26 protein-coding genes are annotated in these 23244 nt (G+C 30.1%); all 26 read right to left on the bottom strand.

Going from position 1 to position 23244, the window contains the following annotated elements; genetic code table 11:
• Position 1: 1 nt before the first annotated feature.
• Positions 2–1324, bottom strand: a complete 1323-nt coding sequence (locus tag HYG85_RS20305) for an ATPase, T2SS/T4P/T4SS family (protein WP_244971232.1) — start codon at positions 1322–1324, stop codon at positions 2–4.
• Positions 1317–2138, bottom strand: coding sequence for a ParA family protein (locus HYG85_RS20300; protein ID WP_212691196.1), 822 nt, complete (start codon positions 2136–2138; stop codon positions 1317–1319). Before HYG85_RS20300 ends, HYG85_RS20305 begins: the two co-directional genes overlap by 8 nt.
• Positions 2131–2937: a Flp pilus assembly protein CpaB gene (gene cpaB / locus HYG85_RS20295; protein WP_212691195.1), complete on the bottom strand. Its 807-nt coding sequence runs from the start codon at positions 2935–2937 to the stop codon at positions 2131–2133. The genes HYG85_RS20300 and cpaB overlap by 8 nt, the downstream gene beginning before the upstream one ends.
• Before the next feature lie 53 nt (positions 2938–2990).
• A complete protein-coding gene (locus HYG85_RS20290) occupies positions 2991–3236 on the bottom strand; it encodes a hypothetical protein (protein ID WP_212691194.1) in 246 nt (81 codons plus the stop codon).
• Between the two features lie 72 nt (positions 3237–3308).
• Complete coding sequence (locus HYG85_RS20285; protein ID WP_212691193.1) at positions 3309–3605, bottom strand: SIR2 family protein; 297 nt, start codon at positions 3603–3605, stop codon at positions 3309–3311.
• On the bottom strand, positions 3553–3771 hold the full coding sequence (locus HYG85_RS24830; protein ID WP_408647995.1) for an SIR2 family protein: 219 nt from the start codon (positions 3769–3771) through the stop codon (positions 3553–3555). The genes HYG85_RS20285 and HYG85_RS24830 overlap by 53 nt, the downstream gene beginning before the upstream one ends.
• Positions 3772–3966: 195 nt before the next feature.
• Positions 3967–4401 carry a hypothetical protein gene (locus HYG85_RS20275; RefSeq protein WP_212691191.1) on the bottom strand — a complete coding sequence of 145 codons (435 nt, stop codon included), beginning with the start codon at positions 4399–4401 and terminating at the stop codon, positions 3967–3969.
• Positions 4402–4472: 71 nt separating this feature from the next.
• Positions 4473–5699: a hypothetical protein gene (locus HYG85_RS20270; RefSeq protein WP_212691190.1), complete on the bottom strand. Its 1227-nt coding sequence runs from the start codon at positions 5697–5699 to the stop codon at positions 4473–4475.
• Positions 5700–6367: 668 nt separating this feature from the next.
• Positions 6368–6778: a prepilin peptidase gene (locus HYG85_RS20265; protein ID WP_212691189.1), complete on the bottom strand. Its 411-nt coding sequence runs from the start codon at positions 6776–6778 to the stop codon at positions 6368–6370.
• A gap of 5 nt (positions 6779–6783) precedes the next feature.
• A complete protein-coding gene (locus tag HYG85_RS20260) occupies positions 6784–7050 on the bottom strand; it encodes a winged helix-turn-helix transcriptional regulator (protein ID WP_212691188.1) in 267 nt (88 codons plus the stop codon).
• Positions 7031–7369 (bottom strand): hypothetical protein, encoded by a 339-nt coding sequence (locus HYG85_RS20255; protein WP_212691187.1) that lies wholly within the window; start codon positions 7367–7369, stop codon positions 7031–7033. The genes HYG85_RS20260 and HYG85_RS20255 overlap by 20 nt, the downstream gene beginning before the upstream one ends.
• A 10-nt stretch (positions 7370–7379) precedes the next feature.
• Positions 7380–7589, bottom strand: a complete 210-nt coding sequence (locus HYG85_RS20250; RefSeq protein WP_212691186.1) for a mercury transporter — start codon at positions 7587–7589, stop codon at positions 7380–7382.
• A gap of 65 nt (positions 7590–7654) precedes the next feature.
• On the bottom strand, positions 7655–8494 hold the full coding sequence (locus HYG85_RS20245; protein ID WP_212691185.1) for a conjugal transfer protein TrbL family protein: 840 nt from the start codon (positions 8492–8494) through the stop codon (positions 7655–7657).
• Positions 8495–8524: 30 nt separating this feature from the next.
• Entirely contained in the window at positions 8525–8743 is a 219-nt protein-coding gene (locus HYG85_RS20240) for a DUF6133 family protein (RefSeq protein ID WP_212691184.1), read from the bottom strand.
• Between the two features lie 58 nt (positions 8744–8801).
• Positions 8802–9140: an Mbov_0395 family pilin-like conjugal transfer protein gene (locus tag HYG85_RS20235; RefSeq protein WP_212691183.1), complete on the bottom strand. Its 339-nt coding sequence runs from the start codon at positions 9138–9140 to the stop codon at positions 8802–8804.
• Positions 9141–11246 carry a VirD4-like conjugal transfer protein, CD1115 family gene (locus HYG85_RS20230; protein WP_212691182.1) on the bottom strand — a complete coding sequence of 702 codons (2106 nt, stop codon included), beginning with the start codon at positions 11244–11246 and terminating at the stop codon, positions 9141–9143.
• Positions 11247–11410: 164 nt separating this feature from the next.
• Positions 11411–12379 (bottom strand): relaxase/mobilization nuclease domain-containing protein, encoded by a 969-nt coding sequence (locus tag HYG85_RS20225; RefSeq protein ID WP_212691181.1) that lies wholly within the window; start codon positions 12377–12379, stop codon positions 11411–11413.
• Positions 12328–12657 (bottom strand): plasmid mobilization protein, encoded by a 330-nt coding sequence (locus HYG85_RS20220; protein WP_212691180.1) that lies wholly within the window; start codon positions 12655–12657, stop codon positions 12328–12330. Before HYG85_RS20220 ends, HYG85_RS20225 begins: the two co-directional genes overlap by 52 nt.
• 40 nt (positions 12658–12697) lie before the next feature.
• Positions 12698–13012: a hypothetical protein gene (locus tag HYG85_RS20215; protein WP_212691179.1), complete on the bottom strand. Its 315-nt coding sequence runs from the start codon at positions 13010–13012 to the stop codon at positions 12698–12700.
• A 275-nt stretch (positions 13013–13287) separates the two neighbouring features.
• Positions 13288–13599 (bottom strand): hypothetical protein, encoded by a 312-nt coding sequence (locus tag HYG85_RS20210; protein WP_212691178.1) that lies wholly within the window; start codon positions 13597–13599, stop codon positions 13288–13290.
• A 185-nt stretch (positions 13600–13784) separates the two neighbouring features.
• Positions 13785–14126, bottom strand: a complete 342-nt coding sequence (locus HYG85_RS20205; protein ID WP_212691177.1) for a helix-turn-helix domain-containing protein — start codon at positions 14124–14126, stop codon at positions 13785–13787.
• A 130-nt stretch (positions 14127–14256) separates the two neighbouring features.
• On the bottom strand, positions 14257–15069 hold the full coding sequence (locus HYG85_RS20200) for a hypothetical protein (protein WP_212691176.1): 813 nt from the start codon (positions 15067–15069) through the stop codon (positions 14257–14259).
• Between the two features lie 12 nt (positions 15070–15081).
• Positions 15082–16038 carry a DUF3991 domain-containing protein gene (locus HYG85_RS20195; protein ID WP_212691175.1) on the bottom strand — a complete coding sequence of 319 codons (957 nt, stop codon included), beginning with the start codon at positions 16036–16038 and terminating at the stop codon, positions 15082–15084.
• Positions 16039–16052: 14 nt separating this feature from the next.
• Positions 16053–16772, bottom strand: coding sequence for a JAB domain-containing protein (locus HYG85_RS20190; RefSeq protein WP_212691174.1), 720 nt, complete (start codon positions 16770–16772; stop codon positions 16053–16055).
• Positions 16765–17013 (bottom strand): hypothetical protein, encoded by a 249-nt coding sequence (locus HYG85_RS20185; protein WP_212691173.1) that lies wholly within the window; start codon positions 17011–17013, stop codon positions 16765–16767. The genes HYG85_RS20190 and HYG85_RS20185 overlap by 8 nt, the downstream gene beginning before the upstream one ends.
• 45 nt (positions 17014–17058) lie before the next feature.
• Positions 17059–23232, bottom strand: a complete 6174-nt coding sequence (locus HYG85_RS24860; RefSeq protein ID WP_244971231.1) for a helicase-related protein — start codon at positions 23230–23232, stop codon at positions 17059–17061.
• Positions 23233–23244 lie beyond the last annotated feature (12 nt).

The following is a 23244-nucleotide window of genomic DNA, read 5'->3' as shown; positions in this document are numbered from 1 at the left end:
ACTATTCAATATCTTCACCTCCAACAAATTTTCTTAGTTCTGTCTTAGGCATACCATTTTCCAGTAATCTTTTTTGCATAGCTTTAGAGATATTATTAACCTTCTTATAATAACCTTCAATTTTAAGCGTACCATCAACTTCATTGTTATCTGTTATATTGTATTTATATAATGTATGTATTTCTCTGCTACCATCTTCTTTTATTAGGCATTCTGTAATCTCCATGATATGTCTAGTGTTGTCCTCTAATTTCTTACAGAACATTACTATTGGAAACGCTTCTGTTACAAGATTATACAATGTTTTCTCATCCATATCATATCGTTGTTTACATAATGTAACCATACGATAGTAAGTGGCTATACAAGAATTAGCATGGATAGTGGTACTTACTCCATGACCACACCTTGCACTTTCTTGTGCATAAAAAGCTTCATCACTCTTCATCTCTGCTACACATATATAATCAGGATTAACTGTAAGTGCTGTTTCAAGTAATTTTGCCATGGTAATAGTTTGCTTAGGATCATCACTATGTTTTGTAACAGCATGAATAACGTTGTTAACTATCTGACCACTCTCATCCTTTTTAACAAGATTGAATTCTCTTGTACCATTTTCGATAGTAAAAAGTCTTTTATTATTAGGAAGTGTAGACAGTACATAACTCATTAGTGTGGTCTTCCCACTTGATGTTGCTCCAGTAAAACAAATACTCTCACCGTATCTATGTGCCAATGTCAAAAAATCCAGCATCTCTTCACTAGCTGTACCACTTTTTATAAAATCTTCTTTTGTTAATTTTTTAGGGTTTACTATACGAATGGATACTGATACACCAACATTTTTATCCACTATACCTTTAGCTATAGCTGTAATTCTTATCTTATCACTTAGATGTCCAACTACAATAGGTTGAGAACTATCAAGTATCATACCACTTTGATGAAGTAGCCTTCTTATAACATCCATAGCATGAGAAGGTGAATTGAAATGTTCATCAGAAGGCTTAATTTCTCCATTAGAATAGGTGATTTTTATATCATTGTAACTATTGATATTAATTTCTTCTATATCGTTTCTATTAAGGTACTGTGTAAGGAAACTAAATTCAGCCATTTCAGTATATAGTCTATCTATTAAAGCTGTGGTAGTAAATCCGTCAACCTTTAGCTTATAATCTTCTATATATTTCTTAATATAAGCCTTGAGTTTAACTTTGCTATTTTCTATGTCATCACTAGATATAAGGATAGCATAATTACTTGAAATATGCTCTTGTACACGTCTTAACACCTCAGTAAAATCCACATACTTACTCATCTTCATCCTGCTCCTTCATCTTTTTTACTTTTAGTAGTTTAAATACATTATTGACTTTATTGACGTTCTTTTTATCTTTTGTTTTCCCTGTTATTCTAAAAAGCAGTTTTTCAAGATTGTCATTATAATATACACTTTTCTTATTACTCAATGCGTTTAATAAGCATCCTTCCTTATATTGGATTTGCAACTCTTCAGTGTACGGTAAATTGCTAAAAATAGTTCCATAATGATTAGTTATTATTGCCTTTGGTTCACCATCTTTTAATTTAGCTAATATCTTGATATGTTTATTTATGTTAAATGATTTATCTATAAGTAATGGAAATATAGATTTATAATAACTAATAGCTTTTAAATTAGTTCCACATAGTCTGATAACCTCATCTGCTAATTTTAAGGATGATCTTGAAAGTAAATCAAATTGTATAATTGATGATGTATCAATGATTAGATAATCAGCTAAATGTGATAAGTTAATAATTAATTCGTTGGCTCTATCCACTGTATACTGAGCATATGATTTATAGTTTTCTGTTTGGGCATAACCGAGAAAAGCTATGTTTTTATTATCCTTTAATGTTATTAGATTTTTTAAAATATCTTCTTGAGTCAATGTAACCATCTCTAATAACTTTCCCACTGATTTATCCTTTTCTTTAGAATAAGGTAATAACACTCCAATTGTTGGAGCAATTATATCTGTAGATAACATTATGACATTATTATTCTTAGATAATTCTTTAGCCAATTTAATTGCCAAGGTTGTCTTTCCACTATTAGGATTACCCCATATAGTAATTATTTTACTCAACTTTATTTACCTCCCATGTGTTTTTCTGTATTTCATCATTCAATTTATTAATTGATTCATCATCATTATCTTGTTTTTCTAACTCCTCTAAAATCTTTTCTTGCTTAACTAAAAAAGCCTTTGTATTATCGTCATTTCCACGATATACAAAGGCTAAATGTATCTTTCCATTGGCTTCAAGATCTGCTAACTTTATTGCCTGCTGCTCTGATACTTTTAATGTTACTGTAGATGGTAATTCTTTATCTTCTCCATCATCTGTTTCTTTTTGACTTGTATCATATCCAGTACTTAATGTTACCGCTAAAACTTCAACATATTTTAGTTCTATGGGTGATAAGGTTTGTTTTCTATCTCCGTATTCTGCTACATATACAGATACTATATCTCCATTTTGCAACTTACCTGATAGACCACTAGCTAAGCTTCTTAATGTTACTGATATGGCTCTTTTATCTCCAGTAAAGTTTTCAAGATAACCATATTCAGCAAGTGGTGTATTAGATAGCTTTGATGGCAATATATAATCACCTCTTTTCATGTCAGTAGTTACATACTTTCCTATAATATTTTCTTTGTTTTTGATAACTTCATTTGGTAAATTATATCCACCTACTTCTATACTCTGTACCATACTTGCTGTAATCTCATCACCTATGGTAATGTCTTTTGTTACCCTTACTATTTTAACTTTGTTAGCTACTGCTTTGTTGAACAATGGTGTTAAACCAAAGCAAATAAAAAGAGATAGTACTAAACTAGCTATCCCTAGGGTCGTTCTGTTTTTTAAGATTCTCATTATTTTTTCCTCCTCATAATTTTTTTTGACATATAAATTCATATAAAATAACTCTATTTAATATATTTACAAATAGAAATATGATATTTATTATCTGAACTTTTAATATTGATACCCGTTTCTTTTGTAATCCTATTTATTAAATCATTCGCATAAGACCAATAATCATAACCTAGTTGCTTTGCAACTTCTAGTAGTGTGTAAGGAAATGCAATATTAAATGCCGAAGGTTCACTAATATTAGTTATTCCAAATATCTTATTAATGTCTTTATCATCTTTTAACGCTGACTTAAGCATATCGTAATCTATTTCTATTCGATGTTTAGGTATATCTGTTCTAATTAATTCATATGTATGAGATATTAATGCTCATAATAATTTAGGATTTACTCTTTCTATAGCACTTTCATTTGTAAAAGCTTCATAAATCCAATCATAATCTTTCGCAGCTACTGAATTAATCCAAATAGTTTTTTTATCATATAAATTAATGAGCTTTTCTGTAGGATATGTATTGTCTTCTATAATATTTTCCTTATAATCAACTATAAAAAGATTAGGTACAATCTCATCAATATCAGATAATATTGACTGTATATTTAGATCACTGGCACTATATCCAATAAAAACAAGTGGATGTTCCAAAAAAAAAGTGAATAATTGCACTTAAGTATTTTTTCTTAGAATTAAATAATTCATAGTCATCACTAGTAAATACTAGACTTTCTGGCAAACTTATACAACCATGTATTTTAAATATTTCTCCAACTGTAATAAATTCAGACGTTAATATCTTTTGACCTATAACAGGAGTATACTCTGGAAAAATCATTTCTAAGAATTGATCATAATTAGTTTTATTATAAACAATTAATAGATAGTACAATGATATATAATTGCACTATCTATTTACTCTAATTAAGCATTCTCTTTATATAACAATATATACTCTTGAAGGTGACAATGATTTCTTTTTTAAAGATATAATTTCCCAGTTTTATATTGTTTTATTGAACTTCATTAATACCTACTTCTCATTCTCTTGATTATCTAAGTCAATTAATTTATCGTCTTTAAATATATCCCATATTTTATAATCATATATTTCAGTATGAATTGGATTGCTATAGCTTGTTCTTAAGCGATAATTAGGAATATTATCTTTTTTAATACTGCCATAATATATTTCTATTGTAAACTCACTAGGTGGTTGACTTGATTCTGAATACTTTTTTCTTATTTCCACCATATTTTCTATTGTGGTAAATTCTCTTGCTATTTGTAATATATTATTAAGGTGGCTTTTATCAAAGCTATCATTTACCCCCAGATAACATGTTATAGAATTTATTTGATAGATTAACTCAACTTCATCAATATAAATTAACTCTTCTAATGATTCAGTGAATTTTTCTGATTCACTTGTTTTAATTTTTTGAGCACTATTCTTCTTATAAGCCAAGTTGCTAATTATAATGAGTGATATTATTATTAATAATGTTATAAATAAAAGTTTTTTTATATAAATCACCTCTATACTTTTTTAAAATAAATATATGTATTAGGATATGCATCTACAAGCAATTTTAAATTAAATGAATACCTTTCTCCCCATGATGAAATGGCAATAAAACGATCATCAGTAGCATTATTTCTAAAATATTTAGTTATTGTTGTCCAATGCCAATTAAAATGATTTAAGTCACCAGTAAAGTCATCGTCATCATGTTGCATCATTGCTACTGGAGAGTCTATACTTAATCCTTCTTTAATAAAATTTGAAGTTTTATCAATATTATCTAGATATGATGGGTTGTCGTATATTCTTGCATATAAGTATACATTCTTGCTTCTAGCATACTCTAAAAACTTATTTTTTATATCGTTAACACCAGGTATGCCTGGAAGTATGCCAGTATGAGGAGTTACATAATCATAAACATCTTCCATATGATTTATAAAATAAGGTCTATCCAATATACTTGTTGAATACTTGTATAAATTGCTACAACCTTGAACATATGCAGCCATATGATATGCAATATTAGCAGCCGCAGCAGTACCACAACCTTGTTCATTTCCTAATTCTGAGCTAAACCATGCTTGATTACAACCATAATAAGTTTTTGAACCATCTTTAATTGGTACAAATGTAAGATCAGGATTACCAGATAACATAACTATTTCATGTGTAGAATCTGTAGTAACGATATTTTTATTAATATTATTGTTTATTAAATTTAACTTTCGAGATTGGATTTTAATATTATCAACAATATTTAGTGCACTTGATTCTGGTAATATATATTTCTCAATATTTTTATTTTCGCTTGATTCTTTCATCTTCAACTTAATTTCTGTTTCAGTCTTAATTCTATTTGGAAATATATACACCAATTTTTCATTTTTACTTTTTTCTAAAATATTATCAAGCTCTTCAACATTATAATTAACCTCACAAACGCCATATCCATTGATTCTTGAATCAATAATCATAAATCCTTTTTGCTCACCTTTCTCATTTGCAAATGGAACTAAATAGGCTATTTCTTTACCTGTTACATCATCTAATAATATTTCATTATCAGAAATTATAATTTCTTCATTTAATTCTCTCTCAAGATATTCATTAATATGATATTCAGCTAATATTTTTATGCTATTTTTATCAAGATATTTTTCTTCCTCTTTTGCATTAACATTAGAAAAATTTAATATAAAAGTCATTAATAAAATTAAAGTCAATACATTTCTTTTCATAAACATTCTCCTTTGTATTTATATTCATATAAATATGTATTCTTAAAATTTGCAATGCATTACTTTAATATTTTATATTATAAATATAATGTTGTCAATAAATCTATTTTATATAATATTTAATAAATATTGTTTTTTATCTAATTTAAGACAACTTTTCAAACTACTTGTTTTATATATTTCAGCATATAATCGCATTATATATCAGTAATGTATACGTATTAACATATTGAATTTCTCACAGTATATTGAATAGAATGAGTTGACCTATTGACCATTAACATCGTTATGAATGTGTCTTAAATGATATTGATAATACTATAGGGCTAAATAAAGCAATGAATTTTTGGGAATGGCTGAATAAATTACGTAAGCAAACTAAGCCCGATAGTATTTCATGGATTTATCAATGCGCTAAAAACAATATTCCTTTAGATAAAATTCTAAAAGTGTTAAAAATCACTTAGTGGTTAGTTTAATTATCAACTGTAAAAATTTGTAATCTAATTTGCTTTAGAGTTTATATATTAAAAAACTATGTCTCCAACAGAATTTCATTATAAAATATAATATCATTTTATACCTATTGCATTGCCAATAATCCCCCTTTATAGTATCTCCTTTTTTATTTTCAACTTATATATTTTTCTATAAACATAATATATACATTAATAATTTACCATAATTAATAAATACCCCACCCCCAAATAAGGAACTAAAGCAATTTTACCATTATATTTCTTCAATTTATATCTAGAGTATAATATACTTGTCAATATTCCGAAAGCCAGTCCTACACTACTTCCTATCAGTCCTCCTGTAAATCCTAAATAAAATGAACAAGCCCCAACCAACTTAACATCCCCACCACCCATAGACCCATTTCTAACAAGTGCCACCACCAAAAAAGGCAATGGCACTAACACTAATCCCAAAATTGAAGGTATCCAATTTAAATTAATTAACCCTAACAAAATAATTATAATATGAACTCTATCAGGTATTATTCTAGTCTTAATATCACAATAGCTAGCATATACAAGCACCAAGACAAACAACACATATTTAACTACTAACACTACCATCACCTCACTATATACTCATTTGCCAATCTGCCACCATCACTTGTATATCTACTCCTTATATATATCTGACCATTTTCCTCAAGTCTTCTAAGATTTCTACTTACAGCTGATTTACTAATACCTAATATTTCACTTAATTTTCTATGTGATATATTAACTACTCCATTTTTATCTGCCAACTCATTCAATAGCATATACAGCATTTTACCCGATATAGTTGTGTTTATCTTACCTACTACTTTAAATTCACTTATCTTGTCTGCCATATCTTCTCCTTTCCAATTTATAAACATACCTATATTTCTTTTGCCGAAATCTATACTTTATTAAAAATCCAATCTGATCCACTACTGAAATATTCGAATTGTCTTTTGTGAGCATAATAACAGTTCCAGATACAGCTACTAGCATAAATACTATCGCTACTACTGTATTTTTAACAAAGAAAAATAGCAGTGCATCTATTACACCTGCTATTAAAGTAACTATGATTGTTTTAATCAACTCTTCCTTAGAAAACCCATTAAAAATTTCTGTTCTCAGCTTAAGTCCTTGCGGTATATACAATGGTTTTTCTCTTGCCATTTCATCACCTCTATGTATAATACTTGGTTACTAAATCTTTAATCACATAACAACTCTCTGCTAATATATAAAATACAATTACATTCCTTATTTTCTTTTTATACGCCTTTTCATTTTCTTCATCTGTTCCCATCATTACAAAGCAATAAATAACTCTAAAGACTGTACCACTCCTTATAAGTATTAAAAAAGCATCTGATAACTCCTTAATCATATCCATTTTTATTCTAATCCTTCTTCTCTGATATTAAATATATCCCTATTAATTTTAATCATCTCAACCTCCTACTTCTTAAAGAATGTTTTACCCATCTGATATATTCTTGCTGTAGAATATATTTTATTGCTTATTCCACCACCTTGTCCTCCTGAAATAATCAAGAATTCCTGTAAGAACTTAGGTGTTCTTATAGCTAACATCATACTTGCCACGCCCCAAAATACATGAGCATTAAGCATAAGTCCTACACCTAATTTAGCTAATGTAATCTGAACTAATACAGCGAGTGTACTTTGAAAAAACTTTTGTATATAACTTTTAAAGAGATTACTATCTGTTCTATCCATCAATCCAACACAAGCAAGGGGTAACCCTATCCTAAGTATCATTATCTCAAGTCCTCTAGTTAAAAACTGTATATATAATATGAAAAAACATATGAAAAAGATTAAAGATACTATACCTGTAAAAAGACCTGCTGAAGCTACACCTGCTATGACAGTCTCAAAAGATATTGGCATCCCATCAGAAATAAGTAAAATAAGTTTATTAGACATATCTTCTATAATAGTGGCTAGCCACCCATACATGGTTGGGAAACATATAGCTATTGCCAAAGCTTTTAAAAATCCTATAAATAAAGTAGACGGTTCATCTGTTGAATCACCATCATGCCATAGAATATATTTATTAAATCCATTCTTTAGAAACTTAAGGATAATTAGAGATATACCAAAGGCAAAGAATATATCAAAGATTGGCTCTATAGCATTTGTCCCTAACAAGGTATCCATATACCTTTCAGAATATAACACCATTGGAACTAACCCTTCTAATAGGGTGTCCACATAAGCTAGACACCCTGATAAAATAGCAGATATAAGGAGCATAATTACTATTTCCAAGCTTTCACCTCCTCTTGATTATTGCAATGACTAACCTTTGAAGTTAAACATATCTGTTATTCTATTTTTTAATTCTGGAAGTACAGTATCACCAATTAATGCATATAATCCTGCAAGTAATAATGCTCCTAATACAACACTGATAAGTACAGTAATAGCTGTATTTAAAGCTCCTTCACCTTTTTTATCAGCTAATACATTCTTTACTCTCAAAACCATTCCCATTGCTTTTACTTGTAATTTTCTCATTTTACATCTCTCCTTCGATTTGTTTTATTTATCTTTAAAAGCAGTATTGCTCTTAAATTTACTTGTAGTAACCTATTACAAGGTTAATAATGGCACTTCCTAAAACTGCTCCAACTACTGAAATAATCGCAGTTGTAATACGATTATTCCATCTTTTCTGATCCTGCTCATCTGCTCCACTTCTTCTAATGAAAAAATAGATAATTAACAGTCCACCTACAATAGGTGCAAGTATCATAAGCCATGTTGTAACATCATTAAGTAGTGCCTCTGTTCCTGTTGCTATTTTGCTCTTTCCTACGTTATTGCTAGAACCAGCAAATACGCTTGTTACATTAAAAAACAGTACTTGTATTATCACAAATACTGTTAATACTTTGGATTTAATTTTACTCATTTATGAGTTTCCTCCCATCTGTGTGTATTTTATTTCTTCTTTTCTTTTACCAGACAATGAGTTACTTTGCATCTGCTCTTTATGAAATTCCCATACATTCCAAAGATCAATATAGCTTACACTCTCCTTTTCAAATCTTTGCTTTTCTCTAAACTCTCTCACCTTACGATTATGCTCCCTATTACCTAAACCAAATAAACTATTAAAACTCCATTTTGATAGATCAGGAATTTTCATCATAGCTGGATGATTACGTGACAGAACTAATGCATAAGGTCTGTTTATCAATTTAACTTCATCTGTAGTTAATAATGCTCTGTGGGTTAAATTTGTCGAATGAGATGAGGAAGGTGTTGTATATTTTCCATGAGAACTACTTAGAGAATAAGTTGAAACAGTATAATTACCTAACTTTTTTGAGATTTCTTCTAGTGTTCCTAAGTCATCTGCTTGTAAGTATATCCATGTTTCACAGTTACTCTTTATTGTCTGTGCTACTTCTTTATTATAGGTTTCATCCAACTGAGCTAAGGCTTGAACAAACAATGAGAATCTAATTCCACGACCGCCACCTACCGTTAACTTATTGGCAAAGTCAGGTATTTTGGTAAAATTCCCATATTCATCAAGTACCAAGTTTACTCTATTTTGTAATCGTCCGCCTCTATTGTCAGCTACCTTTACAAGTGACATATAGCATTGATTTACAAATAGACTTGCTAAGCTATAATACGTTCTTTTTTCATCAGGTAATATAATAAACAAAGCTGTTTTTTTGCTACTAAGGTCTTTTGGATTAAAATCACTTGTACTAGTCATTGACCATATTAGAGGGTTAGTAAATAATCTTAGATTTGTTAAAGCCGATGTAAAAAAGCTCCCACGTGTCTTGCTGGGTGCAACCTCTGATATGGCAAGAAGACCTCGTGCTGGGTGGCTACTTGGTATAGTTTTTAAATAATTCTCAAGTGGTAGTTTACCATTGATTGTTTTACACATTTCTGAAATAAAATAATATACGTTGCTCATATTTTGGTACTTCCTATTACCGGCATTATGATTATCTCTATTGTCATATACTACTGCCATGATTGCAGCTGCAATTATACTAGCTTCACCATTACTCCATATCTTTTCATTGTGAGAATCCTCTGGAACAAGTGCAGCCGTTAAGTCCCATGTAGCTTCAATTGCTCTTGGAAGATCATCTTCATCAATTGCATCAATAATGGGTTGTAAGTAGTTATACCTATTTGATTTTAAAGGGATTTTGAAATCTAATGCTATAACTTCGTATCCTAAATTTCTAAGGTAGGGAGCTGTATAGTTATAAAGCTCAGCTTTTGGATCAGATACTATTATGCTTTCTCCTGATAGACCTAATAAGCCTATTGTTTCAAGCACTATACACCTTGACTTTCCACTACGAGTAGCACCAATACAAAGAGTATGGGTATCATCATCAATATAATAAACACGTTCTTTCCCTCCTTCTTTTTTCATACCTAATATAATACCACCGCTTTCTAACGTTTCATTTTCTTTGGATTGCGTAATATCTGCCTGCTTTGCATAAATACTTTGGCTTTCTTCATATAGTTTATTTTCATATTCTTTGAATCCTGATACTTCTTCCTTTTCTTCATTAGTTTTTTCATCTCCTTGATTTATTCTATCCACTTCATCCTCAGCCAGTTTGTTAAGTCCCTTTATTTTCTTATCATTGGCATCCAAAACTACCGATTTAAAGTTCTTATCTTTTTCATTATCTGTAAGCCATCTAGCAGACCCAAATTGCTTTTGTCCAGCTGAAACAGGTGTTTTTATCATTGGTGTTATTTCTACTAATTCACTCTGATAAGGTTTATGGTTTAGAATATAATAAAAAATAGCTCCTAACAGGGCAATCCCATTAAAAGCTAGAAATAATAGCAAGTGTTCTTTATTATTTTTCATGCTTGCAAAGATTATATATATACTAAACAACTGTAAATTTCTAATCTTTCCTTTTAATAAGTAATGAAGATTAGTTGTAAATACCAAATTAAATAATGTTCCTACTATTAATATGAAGATACTAATAAATAGCTTCTTCTTTTTATTCATTACTTTTATCATCCTTCTTTACACAATTTTTTATCATACAGTAATACTTGATTTTTATATTGCCATCACAATCCTTAATTTTTTGTTTATGTAATAAGAATATACAACTATCGCACTTGCAGTTACTCTTAGTAAATGTAATTCCTATATTAAACACCACCCTTTTACATAACTTCACTTTTATTTTTTTCTTTTCCCCAGTTAAGACCTGCGTTCTTCTTTACATCTGCAATATAATCTTTTTTAGATGTACTCTCCATACCACTAAGCGGATATCTATTATTGCTACTATCAACATCATTGTGGTTATTCTGAAATAATTTAATAGTCGATAGTAAACTCTCAAATTTTGTATCAGCTACATGCTTTTCTAACTGCTGTGCATTAAGTTCAAATCTCTTTTCTAATGCTTCCTTTGTAAACTGCTCAGGGGGATATAATTTTCTATTTCTGCATTTCTTACCATCAATATTGGTAAAGGTAATATATTTCCTACTATCAGACCATTGAGTTTCATAACCTAACTTTTTTAATTTGACAATAAAGTCATTTCTAGAAATTGCATATTTCCTAGCTTCTTTGACAGCTAGATATAATTCATACTTCCAGCTTCTAGCATTTTCTTTAGAACGGTACTCACCTCGATTTATATGTGAACCTAATTTACCATGAGTGATGATAAGACCATATCTCCTACAGATTTCATCTGAATAATCCTTTAACTCTTGAAGTTCCTCTTTACTCATTTTCCATTTCATACCTGTATAACAATTAACTGTGTTCAATACAAAGTGAGTATGTAAATTATCCGTATCTTTATGAGTTGAATAAACTACTTGAAAACCTTTAAACTTATTCATTAATAATAATTCATCTGCAACAGCTTTAGTTTTTTCTGCTGATATATTTTCATGATTAGAAAAAGACTGGACAAAATGAATATATTGTCGTCCAGTCTCTTTGTTATAATTTCTCTTAGTCATTATAAAATCATTATAGGCATTATCAGCATCACAGTTAAATCCTCCATAGAGTCCTAATTCTGTTTTATCATCACGAAGTATATAATCTATTACTCTACTTAACCCTGTATACGTCTTATTTCTTCCGTTAATTTGTTCAATAATTGCCATACCTTATGTATCTCCTTTTTCACAGGCATTATATCTATAGTATTTAGCTTTCCTTGATGTACTAATATTAAGGCTTGATTCAAATTAGCTCCTATCTTTGACAATTGATGCGTATATTCATTTAATCCCTCATAAATAGTAATATCCCTCTCAAGAGCTTGGAGAGATACATATTGACTCATATTCATTTTGGCTTTCTTGGCTTTTCTTTCAATCACACGATACTCTACATCAGTTACTCTAAGACCTATAAATCTATCTTTTTTTATTATCCTCATCTCCTTTTAGCATAACTAAAAGCTAGTAACAATAAAGTCACTAGCTAATCTTTATAACACTTAATCTTTTCAGTATTCTCATTCCATCAATTTGTCCTTGTAAATAAATTTGGCTACCTTCCATAACTGCAACTATACTATATAACTCTATAAATTTTTCTATAAGTATTCTATTTTGTTTACTTACTTCCTCAGACAAACATTCTAACCTATGAAGTACTTCGCCAAACTCATTCCGAAGCATTCTATATTCTTTATTATTTTTTTTGAAACTCTTTAATATTTCTTCTCTATACTCTGTATGAAATTGTTCTAGATTTTCATAGAATAGTTTCTCATCTATTATATCATCCACCTATACACCTCCCTAAAGCTAATATAAATATTTTAATCTTTAGGAAGTCAAAAATCTAGTTTTGGATAAAAATATTTTATGGGTTTGGGCAAAGCCCAATATTAAGGGGACTGGGGATATCCCCAGCAAGCGACTTTGTTTAACAAAGTGGAAGCTTGCCCGCAGGAAGGCAAAGCCTTCCTAGGACTGCGGTTTTTATTGGGTATTGAATAAGTAATCTTTTAGTCTTCTCTAGTTTATTGTTTAAAAGTGAGATACATAAATTATATCAACTTCTACTTTAACAAGTTAAATCTATGAAACAGTCTAATACAATCACTATATCCTCTCATATAAAAGTAATCACCTTCAAAATAATGCATATCTTTTAAATCTACTACATAATCAGATATAGCTTCTTTATATTTCTCTGATAATTCATTGAGTAGCTTATCTACAACCTTTTCCTTTTCCTCCAACTCTTCAACTAATTCATTATAGAAAGGATGTCTTTGTAACATATCATTTCTAGCAGCATTTTTCATCGTTTCAGTAAATCTTGAAAATGCTTCAAATAAATCAGTTAGTTCATCAATATAATCACTCATTAAATCACCCCCATTCTATATGTAAATAATAGAATGTAGGTATTGAAATGTCTATAAATGGTTTAATTGAATTTTTTTATAAATTATTAATTTAAGTACTGATAGTTGTTTTGATTACTTATAGTGACTATTTTTCTATTTGATTATTAATTAGCTATATAATAATTATATTAAATATATCTGCATTATAAATATCTTTGTCTATGCTTAGAAATATTCTCTATAATATCTGTAGCTAATTCGATTTCATTTGGCGTTAGTATTTTTATTTTATTATATAAAGCTTTAAGATTATCAGGTTCTTTAATCTCTATTAAGCTATCTTTCAACAGATAATCAGGAGAAATGCTAAGTGCATTGCATAACTTAACAAACACAGGTATACTTGGATATTTAGCTGCACTTTCAATTTGCCTAACAAATGATGGTTCTATTCCACATAGTTCTGCTAATTTATTAGACGTTATATTTCGTAACTTTCTAACTTCCTTTAACCTTTTTCCAAACATGACTTTATTTACTTCCATAGCACCCTCCCGTTTCTTATAGTTGTATTAGTTACTATAAGATTATACGAATGATTAATTGTTTTATAGCCACTTAAGGAAACATAAGAAACTAATAGTATCATATGTAATTAATAATTTATTATACTTATTAAATAGCTATTTCATCTCCCTCTTCTTGAGCATATGCTTCATTAAGATAACTTTTCATCATTTCATCATAATGCTGTTTATATACCTGTGCATTATTCTTCTCTGGTGTAGATTGAGTTTCTGATTTGTCATTTTGCTTTTCCTCACTAACTTTAGATGATTTTGGTTTTTCTGTTTCTAATTTTTTAAATAAATTGGTTTTCAGAGCTTCAATATTTTTTTTTGATATCTCTGCCTTGCCTTCTTCAAATACTTTTCTAATTCCCTCTATTTCTTTTGCTCCTCTAACTCTACCGTTTTCTTGTTTTATGCATTTTTTGAGAAGATCCAAAGGTAATTCATTTTCAAGACCAATACGGACTTCTCTCATCTGCTGAGGTGTTAAAAAGGATTTGTCAATCAAAAACTCTACCTGTTCTTTATTAAGCCCATATTCAAATCCTTTTCTTATTTCCTTCATCTGTTCAGGTAATAACGTTGCTTTAGCATACATTTCAACTTGTGAATTACTTAGATTACCTTCAAGACCAAGCCTTACTTCTCTCATTTGGATATGAGTGAGCATTGGTTTATTAGCATATAGTGCTACCTGTAATTTACTTAATCCATTCTCCATACCTGTTCTAATCTCCTTCATCTGCTTATCATTTAAAATATCATGTGAATACATTTTAATTTGTGATACTGCAAGTCCTACTCTTAACCCTTCCATTACTTCATTAACCTGCATTTTATTTAAGTCTTGATAATCTATCTGTTTTAGACTATTACGGTATTTCAATTTCTCCAAAAAGTCTTTTACTAGACCCATAGCATCTCTCCTCTAAATTACTATTTCTTCATCAACACATATATCTACCTCTATATTATTAAGCTCTATTGGTTTGTTATGAATATTGATTAAGTCTTCATTAAAATCCTTGTGTACTGGTACATGCTTTGTAATTTGAAATTTATCTCTATAACGGTCATGAATTTGTTGTGAAAAAAAATGACCCTCTTCGTCATTGTCCAGACAGAGAATCATTTTCTTTATATTTGGATATTTATTTGTATAATACTTAATAGGTAGATAAGATGTACCACCCATAGATATCATATGATGTTTAAAGTCTTTTACATCATATAATTGTACTAACGTCATATAACTCATAAGATCAATAGCACTTTCAAATATCATAAGTACTTCATTTGTTCCTTCTCTATTAAAAGGATAGGTTTTATCAGAACCATATAAATCTTTTCTAAATCGTTTTAAACTTGTACCTCTTAGACTTGCAAATCTAGGTTCATCTGATTCGTTATAGCCTACAAATACGCAGTTATTCTTTTCATCTTCATAGAGTTGTTTATTCTTAACAAATTCTTTTACTACATTACTATCAATCTTTCTAGTCTGTATAAGATAGGCAAAGATATGTTTGTAAGTCTTATTTTTATTAGGTAATACTAGTTTACCCTTCTTATCAATATTTTTCGGTAGTGGTTCAACATAAGGCAGTTCTTCATTGTTTATACCTAATAATTCTTTTACTGCATCCACCCACGATTTGTTTTCTAGCTCCATTAGAAACTGTATAGCTCCACCACCTTTTCCGTGAGAAAACCAGTTCCATTTTGAACCATCTGCTTTAATGTATAAACCACCATAGCTAGGTATCTTGTAGGAATGAGGTGTTATTTTCTTCACATCGTAACCATGACTTCTAGCCAAGGCAATTATATTGATATCATCTGCTTCTTTTAATTGTTCTTCTGAAAAACGCTTTTCCTTGTACATCTATCATCACCCCATTATAGTCCTAGCTCTTCATCGTCATCATAATATAGTGAATCATCTTCTATATCTTCTTTTATCATATCGCTCAATGGTATAGGCTCATATCTAGCTTTATTAAGTGGCATATTAGGCAAACATCCTTTTTCAGCTAAAGATGAATATTGATTGCCCCCAACAACAATATGATCAAGAACTCTTATATTAAGTGGATGAAAAATATCAACCATTTTTTGTGTTATCTCAATATCCTCTCTAGAAAATATAAGAGATTTGCCTGGATGATTATGTGAAAGTATCATGCCACTGCAATCATTAGCAATAGCTATTTTCAAAATATCTCTTGGATAAACTGCTGCCATATCAACTGTTCCCTCTGAAACTACCCTTGTTTCTATAATATGATTATTATTATCTAAAAAAGCTATCATAAAACGTTCTCTATCTTTCATACCGCCAAGTAATGATAAGAAGTATTCCCCTGACTCACTTGGACAACCAAATCTGATTTGTTCTTGTTCTTCTTTCATTCTTAATACTTTATAAGAAGAAATAAATTCATTTAACATATTTATTTTTGTTAGTTGCTTTTCATTAGGTTCAACAACCATTGGATGTTCAAGAATATTAAATGGAGTATTGCCTTTTGAGTAGTTTTTTATCTTTTTTAGAGAAATACCTGTTAAAGCATTTAGACTCTTTATAAATATCTCAGAATCTTCTTTTCTCCTAACCAATATTACCACCACCTTGATTTTTATCAGGTAAATTATTAATGAATTCTTCTACAATATTACTTAAATCAATTAGCTTTTCCTTAACAGGTTCTGAAATATCATATGAATCAATATTTAATAGAAATGTCCTTATACCTAATACTCTAATTGCTTCTTCTATAATGCTTTTATCCTTTGGTTGTGGATTAGTTAATACTTCAATTGCCTGTAGCAACGTTATTTGTACATAATTTTTTTCCATTGTTTTATCATCTCCTTTTGTTATTAATTAATTGTTATAAGAGATTTATAAATCTTCCTCTATTTCTTGTTCTATTGACACACTCTTAATTTTTTTACTATTTTTGATATTATTTTGCTCATCAACTACAGGTGTGTCTGACTCTTTGTTCATGTCTAGTAAAACATTAAGCTCTGCTTGTCTCTTAACAAGTCTTTGTAGATTTGCTTGATGCACAAAAGGTTTCTCAAATTCTTCTTTAGCCTGCTCCATGTTTCTTGTTAATTCATCAATACGCATTTCACTATCCTCTATTCGTTTTTCCAAGCTATCAAGAATATTTTCTAATTTAATCATATTTCCATGAGTACTATTTGAAAAACTAACAAAATATGTTTTACTACCATGTAGCAACATTCCATTTTCATTGCTAAACATACTACTAGTTATTGATAGTTCAAAATCTTTGAAATTACCTATAGCCTTTGTATCACCTGCCTTCATACCTTGTAATAGTGCTAGCACATATGTACCTGCCCTCTCTCTTTCGTTAAAAACTTTGCCCTCAATAGTAATCTTGAAATCATTAGAACTTGTCATATCTCTTTTTTCAATATCTTTAACAAGACATTCAATAATTTCTTTCTGCTTCTTAATTTCACTTGGATACCTGTATAAAAATCTATCTTCCAATGAATACTTGTTACTATCATAGGCTCCTTTTAAAAGGGTAAGTCTGGCTACCTCATTATCTATTTCCATTTTCTCCTTGATTAAAGGGTTACCTGTGGCTATGGCTTTAACCTCTGCATAGGATAATACTGTTTCATCAATATCCTCAGCACTTCTTGTCACCGATTTAGAGGTCATTATCTGTGATATAAATCGCTGTTTATTTTCTACTAGTTGCCACATGTAGCTATCAAAGGTTGACTTAGTCACATATTTATAGATAGTAACTTCTTCATTTTCATTCCCTTGCCTTAGTATACGACCTTCACGTTGTTCCAAATCCGCAGGTCTCCAAGGGCAATCAAGATGATGAAGAGCAATTAGCTTCGCTTGAATATTGGTTCCTGTACCACATTTAGATGTAGAACCTATAAGTATTCTTTTATTACCACTTCTCATATCTGCAAATAGTGCTTCTCTTTGAACATCTGTTTTTGCATCATGAATAAAACATATTTCAGTTGCTGGTATACCCTTTTTTATTAGCTCGTTTTTAATATATGGATATACTGAAAAACGCCCATCAGTTGTGGGCGTTCCTGTGTCAGAAAAAATTATCTGTGTACCTTTAGTACTATTACTCGCTATATATTCTTGATAGATAGCTTCTATACAACGATTAACCTTTGAATCTGGATAGTTTGGTGCATTAGGGTCAAGAGTACGTGGGTCTAATCCTAGAAGCCTTGCTTCATTAGTGACTTTCAACATATTATCAATCCTCGGATCTTTTCCTGCCCTTATCTTCTCTGCTCGTTTTGCAAAATCATCCATCTTATTAGTAATATAATCATTACTTTCAGCTACAATTATTTTTGCTTTTCCATCCTTTAACTTAGGTACTGGTAAATCTAACATATCAGCTGTTTGAATATCAGCAACATTCTTAAACATAGTCATAAGCTCTGGTAAATTAGTAAACTTAGCAAATCTATTCTTTATACGATATCCTGTTCCTTCTGGGGCAAGCTCCAATGCCGAAACAACTTCTCCAAACTGTGCTGCCCAACTATCAAAATGCTTTAATCCTCTACTTTCTAATTCCTTATTTTGAAGATATCTCTGCATAACATATAGCTCTGTCATGGAATTACTTATTGGTGTACCTGTTGCAAAAACAACTCCCTTTTCTCCACCCTTTAATTCTTGGATACATTGAGTTTTCATGAGCATATCACTTGCTTTTTTTGCTCTTGATTGTCCTATGCCTCCTACATTACGCATCTTAGAAAAAACTGCACAATTCTTATAATAGTGAGCTTCATCAAGATAAATAGCATCAACACCCAGCTCTTCAAAGTTAATGACATTATCTTTAGGCGTGTCATGTAACTTCTTTAATTCTACATCTAGCTTCTTCTTCTCAGCTTCCATCTGTTTAACTGACCAGTTTTGTCCTTTTTTAGTTTTTGATTGATCGATACCATGCATAAGTTCATTGATCTGTTTTTGTATCATTAATTCTTGACGTTCTATAGAAACAGGTATCTTCTCAAATTGACTATGACCAATAACAATGGCATCATAACTCCCTGTAGCAATCCTTGATACAAATCTTTGTCTATTCTTTTTCTCAAAATCCTTCTTGGTGGTAACAAGTACCTTTGAATTGGGGTATAATCTTAGAAATTCTGAGCCAAAATCCTGTGTAATATGATTAGGAACAACAAAGATAGCTTTTTTAAGAATTCCCATTCTCTTTTGTTCCATACAACTAGCAATCATTTCAAATGTCTTTCCTGCACCAACTACATGTGCAAGAAGTGTATTTCCTCCATAGATTGTTCTGGCAATAGCATTAACTTGATGTGGTCTTAACTTGATATCGTTATTCATTTCAGGAAAAGTAAGATGGCTACCATCATATTCTCGTAATCTTATATTGTTGAAATTTTGATTATAGAAGTCTACATATTTTTTGCGACGCTCTGCCTCTTTGAATATCCATTCCTTAAATGCTTGTTTTACAAGGCTTTGCTTTTCTCTAGCTAACATAGTTTCTTTCTTGTTGAGAACATATTTGACTTTGTCCCCTTCTTCTACTCTATCTTTTACTGTGACATTTTTGAGATTAAGAGTATCCTCAATAATATAATAAGCATTCATTCGTTTTGTTCCATATGTTTCTCTAGCAGCTACCGACCTTCCATCTAATCCTTTACCATTTATAGTATAGTTGGTATTGTAATTATTATATGTAAGGCATATCTCATCTCTATCACCTGTTCTATTTTTATAGTAATTAGGTGTCTTTAAGAGTTCGTAAATAAACTGCTCATAGTCCTTATTATTAATCCATGTAGTTCCTAGCCTTACATCAATCTCACTAGCATCTAAATCTTTAGGTTGTATTTTTTCTAATGCAGTTATATTTAATGGAAATAGCTCAGGATTAGTCTCTGCATAGACTCTAGCAAACTTAAGCTTCTCTCTAACATTTCCAGATAAGTATTCATCATAGGTTTCATAACCTACATAGGGATTATCCTTGTCATATCTAATAGGATTTAGAAATATTTCTCCTTGAAGTTCTTGTATAATATCATCTTTTTCTTCATCATATAACTCTGACATATAACCAAGATCTACTTCTCCCTTTTCATTAAGAGATACTGTTAGAGCTTCTCTTGCTGTATCTACAGAAGTTATCTTTTCTATAGGTTTTATGGTCTGCTTTGTAAAGATATCAGCTTTCTTAATATTTCTATCTTGGTCTATCACTTCTAAAGAACATAAAAGAGGATAGTCATTATCCTCTCTAAAGGCTTGCATATTGGTTTTAGATGAGATTGCTCCATGCTTTTTAACAAATGCGTCATACTTATTATTGAGTATAGATTGTGTATATTGCAATTTCTCTTTTGTACAACCTTCTACTTGTATGTTTATTAAGTTCCTTGTAATTTCCCTGAGTTCTATCATACCTTTGATACGTTCTAATTTCTTACCAGTAATATCTATCCTTCTCATATGACTGTTTTCACGATAATAAAGATTATTATCTAAGTATGCATAAGTATAGTTTTTAACATTAGGATTAGCAGCTACAAGTATTTCATTATTATCACTTTCAACAACTTCTCTCTTATACTCACCTATTGAACCTTTTATATAACTAACAGCTTGGTTCAAGCTTTCTTCTAAGTTGAATGTTTTATCTATAACAACACATGTAGTGTAATTACTATTTTCACCATACATCCTTGTATCAAACTCCATATTACCTAAACACATATGTGGATTTTCTAAGAAATAATTATTTATGGGTACACCATTTTCATTTTTTCCTACTTCAATCCAACTTGGATTTTCTACTGATATTCTTTCACGTTTCTTTAAAAATATGATATCTGATGTTACATCTGTTCCTGCTACTTCCTTAAAAGCTGTGTTAGGTAATCGTATAGCTCCTAAAAGTTCAGCTCTCTCAGCTATATACTTTCTAACTTTATAATCAGCTTTATCCAATGTACCCCTTGACGTAACAAGTGCAATTATACCGTTAGGTCTAACTTTATCTATTGTCTTGGCAAAGAAAAAGTCATGAATAAGAAAATTATGTTTATTATACTGCCTATCATATACCTTATAATTACCAAACGGAATATTACCAATAGCTACATCATAAAAATTATCTTTCAGATCAGCTTTCTCATAACCACTAATAGTAACATCTGCTCTTTGATATAACTGTTTCCCTATTCTTCCTGATAAATTATCCAATTCTATACCATAAAGCTTAGAATCTTTCATGCTATTAGGTAGGTGAGCAAAAAAGTTACCCACTCCCATACTTGGTTCTAGGATACTTCCTTTCTTAAAACCCATTTGCTCTAATGCCTTATATATGGCTTTAATAACAACTGGTGAAGTATAGTGGGAATTTGGAGTTGATTCTCTGGCACTTACATATTCATCTGGTGACAATAAATCTTTCAACTCATGGTATTCATTACACCATTGATTATTATGACTATCAAATACATTTGCAAGTCCACCCCATCCATTATATTTTGCTAAAATAATTTGCTCATCTGGTGTAGCCGATCTGTTTTCTTTCTCAATAACATTAAGTGTCTTAATGGCTTCTATATTTTGCTTATATTTAGTTTTTGCTCCACCTATACCGATACCATCTTTAGCATTATAGATATAATTTATTTTAGGTATATTATTTTCATCACTAGAATCTAAATCATCTTCGTCTATTACATTACTAGGTTCGTCAAGGTCATATACAATATTGTCAATATCTGTAGCATTATTAATATTGTCTTTCAAGTAAGTATCTACTTTAGATTTAGTTTTTGATTCCTTCATTTCATCTATCTCATTAGGTATGTTTTTATTTTCATTAGTACTTTTGTTCAAAAGAAAAGAGCCATCATACGACGACTCTGATTGTGTTCCTATCTTGGTTTGTATACTATTTCGTGAAGTACTATTTCCTCTGCTCTTGTTCTTATCATTTCCCTGTGTCTGTAACTCTCGTAAAAGTTTTCTGGATTCTTTATCGGTTCTGTTGTCAACATTAGTTGTTGTAATAGCTCCATCCTTTGATGAGCTTCCTCGTTTACCTTGTACATGGTTTTCAGCAATATTCCTTCTGCTCTGAGATAACTGTATCTGTGTGGGTATTCTTCCTTCAGATAAGTCAATGCTTTGTTTCCGTACTTCCCTATTTCTAGTTGTTTGTTCGTTACTTCCAGTATTGGTTCTAGATATCCCTGCTCGGTCATTTTGTAATCTAATGTTATTGGATTCACTTGCAACACTCCTTTCCCTTTGGATTGCTTTAACTTCTTTTTCAATATCCCTAAGAATATTTTCTGCTATATTACTAACAATACTTCCCATTCTAAAGATTAAAGGTTTTGTATTGAAATAACTTATAACTTTAAAATCTGGTGTTACTTTAAATCCACATCTAGTGGCTGTCATGTAATAAATACTTTCTAGTAAAGTAGTATAAAATTGAGTTTTTACTCTTTCTAAATCAAAAGTGCTTAAGTGACTATCTTCTATATCTTTTTTAAAATTCTTAAATATAATCTGTTCTCTTTTTTGAAGTCCAATTAAACTTAGTTCTTTAAGATAATCATCTACTGTATTTACATCATAATATCTATTAATGCGATTTAAAAGGAATTGTTCATTTTTTTCATTAATTCTCCAATAGGTTGGATAGCTAAATCTATTTTCTTCTCTAACTGTTGTATCCTTTATATCAAAGTAATTTTTTAGAGTAGGTAAATTGTTAGAATGGTCAAATACAGCAATGGATTTTGCTCCTTTTTTTATCCATCTACCTACTTTCTGATTCCACGTTTTCATATCAGCAACGAAAGTAGCATCAGGTCTTTGAGCATAGATTAAAACTGCATCATCAAAAGTATGTTTATATACACTACCATGAAAGTTTAGGAATAGCATCCACTCTTTACGATCTTTAACTATCTCTAAAAGAGTATAATCATATATATCCTTTACTTTGTTGTATCGTCTCAAGTCTAGCCTCCT

It is taken from the genome of Vallitalea guaymasensis (genome assembly GCF_018141425.1).
Classification (GTDB): Bacteria; Bacillota; Clostridia; order Lachnospirales; family Vallitaleaceae; genus Vallitalea; species Vallitalea guaymasensis.
This window is presented reverse-complemented; position numbering and strand designations above follow the sequence as displayed.

Bases quoted from the DNA above. Each gene is read 5' to 3' on its own strand.
- HYG85_RS20305 (WP_244971232.1), bottom strand. From the start codon at position 1,324: ATGAGTAAGTATGTGGATTTTACTGAGGTGTTAAGACGTGTACAAGAG.
- cpaB (WP_212691195.1), bottom strand. From the start codon at position 2,937: ATGAGAATCTTAAAAAACAGAACGACCCTAGGGATAGCTAGTTTAGTA.
- HYG85_RS20290 (WP_212691194.1), bottom strand. From the start codon at position 3,236: ATGCTTAAGTCAGCGTTAAAAGATGATAAAGACATTAATAAGATATTT.
- HYG85_RS24830 (WP_408647995.1), bottom strand. From the start codon at position 3,771: ATGATTTTTCCAGAGTATACTCCTGTTATAGGTCAAAAGATATTAACG.
- HYG85_RS20270 (WP_212691190.1), bottom strand. From the start codon at position 5,699: ATGAAAAGAAATGTATTGACTTTAATTTTATTAATGACTTTTATATTA.
- HYG85_RS20260 (WP_212691188.1), bottom strand. From the start codon at position 7,050: ATGGCAGACAAGATAAGTGAATTTAAAGTAGTAGGTAAGATAAACACA.
- HYG85_RS20255 (WP_212691187.1), bottom strand. From the start codon at position 7,369: ATGGCAAGAGAAAAACCATTGTATATACCGCAAGGACTTAAGCTGAGA.
- HYG85_RS20250 (WP_212691186.1), bottom strand. From the start codon at position 7,589: ATGGATATGATTAAGGAGTTATCAGATGCTTTTTTAATACTTATAAGG.
- HYG85_RS20240 (WP_212691184.1), bottom strand. From the start codon at position 8,743: ATGAGAAAATTACAAGTAAAAGCAATGGGAATGGTTTTGAGAGTAAAG.
- HYG85_RS20235 (WP_212691183.1), bottom strand. From the start codon at position 9,140: ATGAGTAAAATTAAATCCAAAGTATTAACAGTATTTGTGATAATACAA.
- HYG85_RS20230 (WP_212691182.1), bottom strand. From the start codon at position 11,246: ATGAATAAAAAGAAGAAGCTATTTATTAGTATCTTCATATTAATAGTA.
- HYG85_RS20225 (WP_212691181.1), bottom strand. From the start codon at position 12,379: ATGGCAATTATTGAACAAATTAACGGAAGAAATAAGACGTATACAGGG.
- HYG85_RS20220 (WP_212691180.1), bottom strand. From the start codon at position 12,657: ATGAGGATAATAAAAAAAGATAGATTTATAGGTCTTAGAGTAACTGAT.
- HYG85_RS20210 (WP_212691178.1), bottom strand. From the start codon at position 13,599: ATGAGTGATTATATTGATGAACTAACTGATTTATTTGAAGCATTTTCA.
- HYG85_RS20205 (WP_212691177.1), bottom strand. From the start codon at position 14,126: ATGGAAGTAAATAAAGTCATGTTTGGAAAAAGGTTAAAGGAAGTTAGA.
- HYG85_RS20200 (WP_212691176.1), bottom strand. From the start codon at position 15,069: ATGGGTCTAGTAAAAGACTTTTTGGAGAAATTGAAATACCGTAATAGT.
- HYG85_RS20195 (WP_212691175.1), bottom strand. From the start codon at position 16,038: ATGTACAAGGAAAAGCGTTTTTCAGAAGAACAATTAAAAGAAGCAGAT.
- HYG85_RS20185 (WP_212691173.1), bottom strand. From the start codon at position 17,013: ATGGAAAAAAATTATGTACAAATAACGTTGCTACAGGCAATTGAAGTA.